8 protein-coding genes are annotated in these 6,585 nt (G+C 46.3%); 2 read left to right on the top strand and 6 right to left on the bottom strand.

The features are described from left to right. The first annotated feature begins 466 nt into the window (after positions 1 to 466). A complete protein-coding gene (locus H6F72_RS11920) occupies positions 467 to 730 on the top strand; it encodes a type II toxin-antitoxin system HicA family toxin (protein ID WP_190435284.1) in 264 nt (87 codons plus the stop codon). A 57-nt stretch (positions 731 to 787) separates the two neighbouring features. Here H6F72_RS11920 and H6F72_RS11925 read toward each other — a convergent pair whose 3' ends face one another. From H6F72_RS11925 to H6F72_RS11950, 6 genes are all read right to left on the bottom strand, one after another. Continuing rightward, entirely contained in the window at positions 788 to 2,218 is a 1,431-nt protein-coding gene (locus H6F72_RS11925; protein ID WP_190435286.1) for a hypothetical protein, read from the bottom strand. A 15-nt stretch (positions 2,219 to 2,233) separates the two neighbouring features. Beyond that, the gene (locus H6F72_RS11930) at positions 2,234 to 2,719 is read right to left on the bottom strand and encodes a hypothetical protein (RefSeq protein WP_190435289.1); all 486 of its coding nucleotides are present in this window, start codon (positions 2,717 to 2,719) and stop codon (positions 2,234 to 2,236) included. Next, complete coding sequence (locus H6F72_RS11935) at positions 2,716 to 3,399, bottom strand: hypothetical protein (RefSeq protein WP_190435292.1); 684 nt, start codon at positions 3,397 to 3,399, stop codon at positions 2,716 to 2,718. The genes H6F72_RS11930 and H6F72_RS11935 overlap by 4 nt, the downstream gene beginning before the upstream one ends. A 4-nt stretch (positions 3,400 to 3,403) precedes the next feature. Beyond that, positions 3,404 to 3,970, bottom strand: coding sequence for a hypothetical protein (locus H6F72_RS11940; RefSeq protein WP_190435294.1), 567 nt, complete (start codon positions 3,968 to 3,970; stop codon positions 3,404 to 3,406). Positions 3,971 to 4,044: 74 nt separating this feature from the next. Then, positions 4,045 to 4,560: a hypothetical protein gene (locus tag H6F72_RS11945; RefSeq protein WP_190435297.1), complete on the bottom strand. Its 516-nt coding sequence runs from the start codon at positions 4,558 to 4,560 to the stop codon at positions 4,045 to 4,047. Positions 4,561 to 4,590: 30 nt separating this feature from the next. Beyond that, positions 4,591 to 5,205, bottom strand: coding sequence for a hypothetical protein (locus H6F72_RS11950; RefSeq protein WP_190435300.1), 615 nt, complete (start codon positions 5,203 to 5,205; stop codon positions 4,591 to 4,593). Between the two features lie 170 nt (positions 5,206 to 5,375). On the opposite strand from H6F72_RS11950, the gene H6F72_RS11955 reads away from it, so the two are divergent. Then, positions 5,376 to 6,380 carry an endonuclease NucS domain-containing protein gene (locus H6F72_RS11955; RefSeq protein WP_190435303.1) on the top strand — a complete coding sequence of 335 codons (1,005 nt, stop codon included), beginning with the start codon at positions 5,376 to 5,378 and terminating at the stop codon, positions 6,378 to 6,380. The last annotated feature ends 205 nt before the right edge of the window (positions 6,381 to 6,585 follow it).

Genomic DNA, 6,585 nt, shown 5'->3' on the forward strand with positions numbered 1-6,585 from the left:
GTTACATCCTAGGTAGTCAACAAATTGTTTTCGGAATTTTTCAATAAGAGCAAAATTCTTATCTACATACTCATATGTTTTTTTGTAGTCTGATTCACGCAAGTCTACTAAGCTTTGAAATTTTGTTTCACTCATTAACTTTCTCTCAGTAAATAGCTCTAAGCTTTTGCTTTGCCTTGGTTATTAAACTCTGCCTATTAATAACCAAGGATGATGAACACCATTAATTAATAGTGTTACGTTCATAACTTTCATGGTAATACATAGTACAAGCGATCGCCTACTTCTTTCCTACTTTAAGTAGATAAAGATTCCATAAAGATTTTTGATTTTCACTAGTCGTTTTTCAAAACCAAATTAGCCTCAAACCCTAGAACGATGCAGATTTGAGGCTAATTTGGCTGCTGTCTCCTGCTCTAGGCAGGGTGGGAATAACTCTCACGTAATTTCAATAAGGACAAATTCCATGAAAGTACGTGAGGTTATTAAACACTTGGTCGTTAAGGGCTGGTATCACGTTGCAACTAAAGGGAGTCATCGTCAATTCAAGCATCCACACTTGCCTGGAAAGGTTACAGTATCAGGCAAACTAAGCGATGACGTACCTATAGGGACTCTTCATAGTATTCTACTGCAGTCGTCCATTGAGAGATGGAGTAGGGAGAGAGATGCTACACTTCTCAATCAAAACCTAGGTGAGAAGCGTAAGGGACAAAGAGCTAATAAATGAGCTGCCAGGCTCTCAACACTCGACAAATAAGCAAGGAGCGATCGCTGGAAAGCTAACTTATGACTGCTCGTCGTCACCCTGCGGGAGCAAACGATTTTGGTTCTGGGAATTTGAAGATTTGGAACCAGATGCGGGAGTGATAGAGCGGAGAGATAATCCTGGTAGGTCTTGGGGAGATGGGAGAGGTGGACCTCCTGGCAGTCCCGGTAAAACAGGTGCTTCCATACGTTGAGTGGGCATGATTTGTGGTGCTTTCTTCACGTTCAATCCTAAGTCCGCAAGGGATTTAGTGGTACGGCGTTGACGGAGCTGGATAGGTTGATAGCGATCGCCATCTAACGCAGGCTCCGTAGCTGAGAAGTAGTCGGCATTCAACTGTTTCCGCTTCACGACTGACAAGGTACGCCCTAGACAAGCTTGCAGTTCTGCGCTGTCAAGGTCATGTTGAAGAAACTCAAAGGGGAAGACACCCCAAGGTGCAAACAAGTAGAGGTTAATGATGGCAACTTTCGAGAGTAGAGCATCAGTGTTGAGCCCCAACAGCTCAAAGCTGTAATTTGATGCCGTCATGAGAATTCGGCCTGTCCCTGTCTCAGGATCAACCAAGAGTTGGTCCCGGTAGTCACCGTTGCGGTAGGGAAAGAGCGATTTCACCTCACGCTCTGCCACTTCCATTGAGATTTGAGGTGGAACACGATAGCTTTCATCACTCAATTCTTCTAGAAGAGCTCCTAAGTGGTCATAGGGCCAGAGCAGGAGATAGCTAACATCAAACACTTGGAAAAGGCGATCGTGCACGCCGCCATCCCACAGATCGGTGGGGAAATCAGGAACAGAACAATGTCCTAGGCTCCACAAAATCCAGTCGATCAGGTATCGGACTGCATTCCACTTCTGCTGAGTATTGACTCGCCAAGCTGGCGTAATCATGTCTAAGCAGTAGTGCAGCATCCCCATGACTTTGGGGTGTGGCTTAGACTCAAATACAATTCGCGGGATCGAAGTATTGAGTAGAGTTCCTGCTTCCTGAATTTCTTTCCAATACTGCCAATGTCCAAGGATGCAGGTCTCATCATCAATCATGGGGCTAAGCATCCAACCAGCGGTTGTGCCGAGAGGTTGGAAGGGGATATCTCCCCCAACGTAGGCAACCTCAAGCTCGCCGCTGCGGGGTAAATGGTAGGCAGCCCATCCTTCAGCTGGAGCATTGGGCGATCGCTTGATTCGAGGATCAGGCAACCTGAAGGGCGATTTAACCTTTTGTTGGCGCAACAGATCAAGAACTCGCTTGGGCTGTCGTTTAGCTGCAACTGTAGGGTAGGTCAGGATAGACTCGTCGCCATCTTCCCGTAAATCAACGATCGTGGGATAGACGAGAGGAACACCGATGCGATCGGGTTGAATCGGCAAATTTTGGATGTAGCGACGCCGACTAGAAATTAGGGATTGAAATACTTGCAGTTGGCCAGACTGCGGTAGCTGTGACATAAAGAGCCTCCAAGTTTAATTACCGAAAGGATGGTTGGCTGCGCTGAGATACCACTCCAGTAGATGTTGTTGTCTCAGATTTTCGTCAAACAGGTGAAGTTGGCTGATCGGTAGTGGGCAGGCAAGGTCTAACACTACGGCGCTTGGTTCTGGGGAAGGCATAATTTCGAGCGAAATAGAGCGATCGCGAGACGCTTGAGCAGGTGGTTTTAGTGGCTCCAGTTGATCCTCGTCATACCAGGAGGTTTCGGCCATCTCGCCTAGTTCATCAACCTCTTGAACGAGATAGACCCAATGAGGCTCCATGCCAACTTGAGCTGTCCAAGGTTCGTTGGCCCAACGTTGCTCAAGAATGTATCCCGTTCCTGTCTCGATCGCTTCCTCTGTTTCCTCAGGTACAACATCCCATTCACTCGTGAGAATGGGGTAACGAACTGTCCATCTAATGGGTTGATTGATACTGAAGAGGGGATACGGTCTGTCAATTGCTTGAGGGTTCATAGGATCTGTTCCTCCAATACTTGACCGCGATCGGTCGAAAGTAAGGGGGTCGCTCCAGTCGCAGTAGCTGCATCACCATAGGAATCACTCGATGGCTGCGCCATTCGTTGCTTTTTGGCAATTCCGCGACTAGCAGCAGCTTGAACAACCTTGCGACGAATGTCCCGCGCTAGCTGCTCATAGTCATTTTTAATTTGGTGATAAGAGATAGGGGAATTGTCAACATGCTCCCAGAAGGTTTTACCTTCAGGCAACCGGTTGTGGCGAGTTAAAACATCATTGCCAGCCCATAAGTAGACTTCAACCCAGTCCCGCTGCATCGGGGCATCCATCGTGGCTGGGTACATGTAAGCCATCACCTCAGTTGGCGTAGCTAAGTTACCCACAAGGCCCTCATCATGTTCTGACAGAATGGATTCAAATCGATCGCGATGAATAGCCTCAGGCAACCAGTTAGGCAATGTATCAGCCCAAGGGCTACGATGCAAAACAGTGGGACCCATGAGATAGCGGATGTGCTGGTGGTGAAATCCGCCAATTTCCAAATAAGCAGCCACGATGTCCCGTGCGCCTACTTGCATAAGCAGACGTAAGATCTCCCTAGACTTCTGTTCTTGAAGCCAGAGCTTGATGTCATCAGCAAACTCCTGATTCGCCAATGGCTTTGATTTTGTAGGCATAGCTTTAAGGGGTTGGCTCTACAGTTTGTTCAGATGAACCAAGCAGAGCCAAGAAGAGTTGTCGGTTCTCTAGTGGAATATTGACTAAGCGTTGAAGTAATTGGACGACCCAGGCAGCAGAGCGAACTCCAAGTTTCTCCAGCTCGCCGAGATCAAGGACTACTTGCTCGACATTGGCATCAGGAGTATCAGCGATCGCTTTGAGAAATTCGATGAGTTCTAGTCGCGGCTCCGGCTGTACCAGCTCTACTAGCATCTGTAGGCGATCGCTCCAAGATTGATTAGATGGCAGTTCTACCCACGGTCTGAAAACTTCCAACCCATTCTCTTGAGAAAAAAGCAGCACAGATACCCAAGGTGACTCTGAGAGCTCACTGGCTCCTGGTGTTAAAGTGGCTTTTACAGAGACCCATACGCTTTGAGATTCAATATTCGTTTGGATGCACAGAAATTCGTCTTGATAGTCCCGCTCGTTGCAGAAGACATCATGTAGAGGTTCAGCACCTAAACAACGGACGATCGCCCTGGCTTGGTCAATTAGTTGCTGAATTTGATTCAGAGGTTCGGACATAGCGAAACCTCAAGGTAAAGTTTGCATATTGTGTAACAGTGCAGGGAGAAGTCATACTCCCTGCACTTGCGCTATTAGACCTTGGGTCTGGAAGACTCAACTTTCAAAGCCTTAACGATCGGCTCTAGAATGGCTAGATCTTCAGTAGATAGTTCGTTCAGATCAATCCTGCTGAGATAGGTTCTAAGAACTTGAATCTTTCGTCTCGCCCGCTTCGCCCGCCGCCTCATTACTAGCTGGGAGCAATAGTGGGGTATGTCGGTGGCGACCAACCACGTTGTCAGTCCAACACACAAGGTCGTGACTAGGGCAGACAGAAATATTGCTGTCCCCACGTTGGTGTAAGAACACAGAGCTAGTACTTGGTTGGGATTGCTGAGCAGGGGAATCAGCCTGATTGGAGCGACTCTCACCCAAGGCAATATCTGAAATGGAGTGGTCAGGCTTGCCAACATCTCCATTAGACCGGAGCAGAATACTGCGTTCTGAGCCAACTGGGTAATGTATAGAATTCCAGTCAAATTCAGGAGTCCCAGCCCGATCGTGATAATCCCCTTGAACAGTCGTTGCAGTTTGCGAAATGGTTGCATTAGAACCTCCGGCCTTTGGGCTGGCAGTACTTACTGGGAGGTGCCATTGAACTCGGACGCCAGCCCTACTACGAAAAAATCTCGCCCATCAACCGATCCTTTACGGATTAGATCATTGAGTTGGGCACCAGAAGCAAAGCTAACATTGGAGGCTCCTGCCTGCCGATAAGCGTAGTAGGTGGCATCATCATACTTTTTTGATGACTGGGATGCCTGAGATTGTACCTCTACCTTGGTTGTTGTGCTCTTAGCTGGCTCTTCTGGTTCAGGGGTCAGTTTGCTCTTCTTATTGATGAGAGCGATCGCATAGTTGCAGCTACGCTTAAATTCCGCACTAGCCTCGTCAATATCAAACACTAAGGTATTGATTTCTCCGACGTGACGCTCTACCTCGTTAAATCTTAGATTTTTGAGGGCGAGTACCATTTGGTCAGGGTCTTGGTATCGGTCAGCAAATGCTTTAATGGCAGCGCGAACTTGTCGTCCTTGCTCAATAAATTCTTCAACACGCTCACGGTCTGTTGTTTCACCTGAGTGCAGAAGTCTATCGGAAATTCGTTGGAGCCAACCTTTACGGTAAGCAACGATCAGTAGCGCGATCGTTCCTACTAAAGCTAAGGTTGCTCCAGTAATTAGGTATTCCATGAAATAAATTGCCTCCAGTTGTGGCGATGAGGCTAAATCTTTAGATGCACTTTAATTCTGCTTAAGTGCATTCAGTTAATTCAGTTTATCTTATACATATAAATCATATACTGCAATAAGTCAAAATACAGATTTAGTCCAAAATAAGAAATAACTTAAATCAAGCAAGTATGCTAATCAAGACAAAAGCACAATGGAGTTTTGAAAGTGAGCTAGCTCTAGAAACAGTAGTATGGGAAAACCTCGAATCTTTATTTTCACTAACCCCTCTTAAGCGGCAGTATCAGTGTCAAGGAGAAATCTGTGATATTGTCGCCAGCGATGCCAACAAAGGTTTAGTTATCTTAGAGCTAAAAAATACCGAGGATCGCTACATTGTCCAACAGCTCACCCGCTACTATGACAATTTGATTCAAGAAAAACCTTGGCCCAGCCAAATTGATTATTCCAAGCCAGTTCGACTAGTCGCGATCGCACCTAGCTTTCATCGACACAACTTTATTGACCAAAAATATCTTCGTCTAAATCTAGAATTTTTCACTTGCAAGGTTCTTCAGTCTGACGAAGTTTTTTCCTTGCAACTGCAATCCGTAGAAACACAAGAGAGCAAAATCCTTCAACTGTCCTACACCCAAGTTCAGGTTTCTCAATCTCCAGACTTACCAGAACCACCTCAGGTATTATTGGATCGCTTAGGTGGATGGCCTGTTGAGGCTCAGCAAAGTATTCTTAGGCTACGTGAGCGGATTCTACTTGCTGACCCACGAATGCAAGAGACGGTTAGTGGTCAATCCATTTATTACGGTCGAGGGAAACAAAACTGTGCGGAGTTGTACTTTGACAAAAAGCAGCAGAGCCCAATTTTATTCCTATGGCTACAACTTTGGCGCTATGAGAAAAATGCCACTGGTCGCCACCGAATTTGGACTGACTGGGAACGAATTTTATTCTGGGCTCATGTCCCTACAGGGCTGGGACAGGTAAAAACTCGTGAGGAATGGAGGCAGATTCCCGAAAATAAGTGGCCACGAAAGCATCTAGAGATGGGACGAAGAAGCCTCGTTGCCGATTCTTTTTATTCAGAGCTTTCAACTAGGCTGGGATGTAAAGAAAGCACTTCTTCATTGATACCAATAGTTGATGTTGCCCTGGAAAGATGGCAAACAAGGCTTTAACAAATCTTGAACGCTACTCCCTCTACTTTAGAGAATGACGGGTTTAAAGGCCAACCATTTCTCGATTTTCAACTCCCATAAGCTGCTGTGAAATTTGCATACGGGTTGACAACTTTAAGCAACTAAATTCATTTCTAAGCTGTTCTAGGCGGGCTAGTGCATTTGATTTTTCTTGACCTAGCTCAATTAGCTTCTCTTGCAAATG

The organism is Trichocoleus sp. FACHB-46, assembly GCF_014695385.1.
Taxonomy (GTDB): Bacteria; Cyanobacteriota; Cyanobacteriia; order FACHB-46; family FACHB-46; genus Trichocoleus.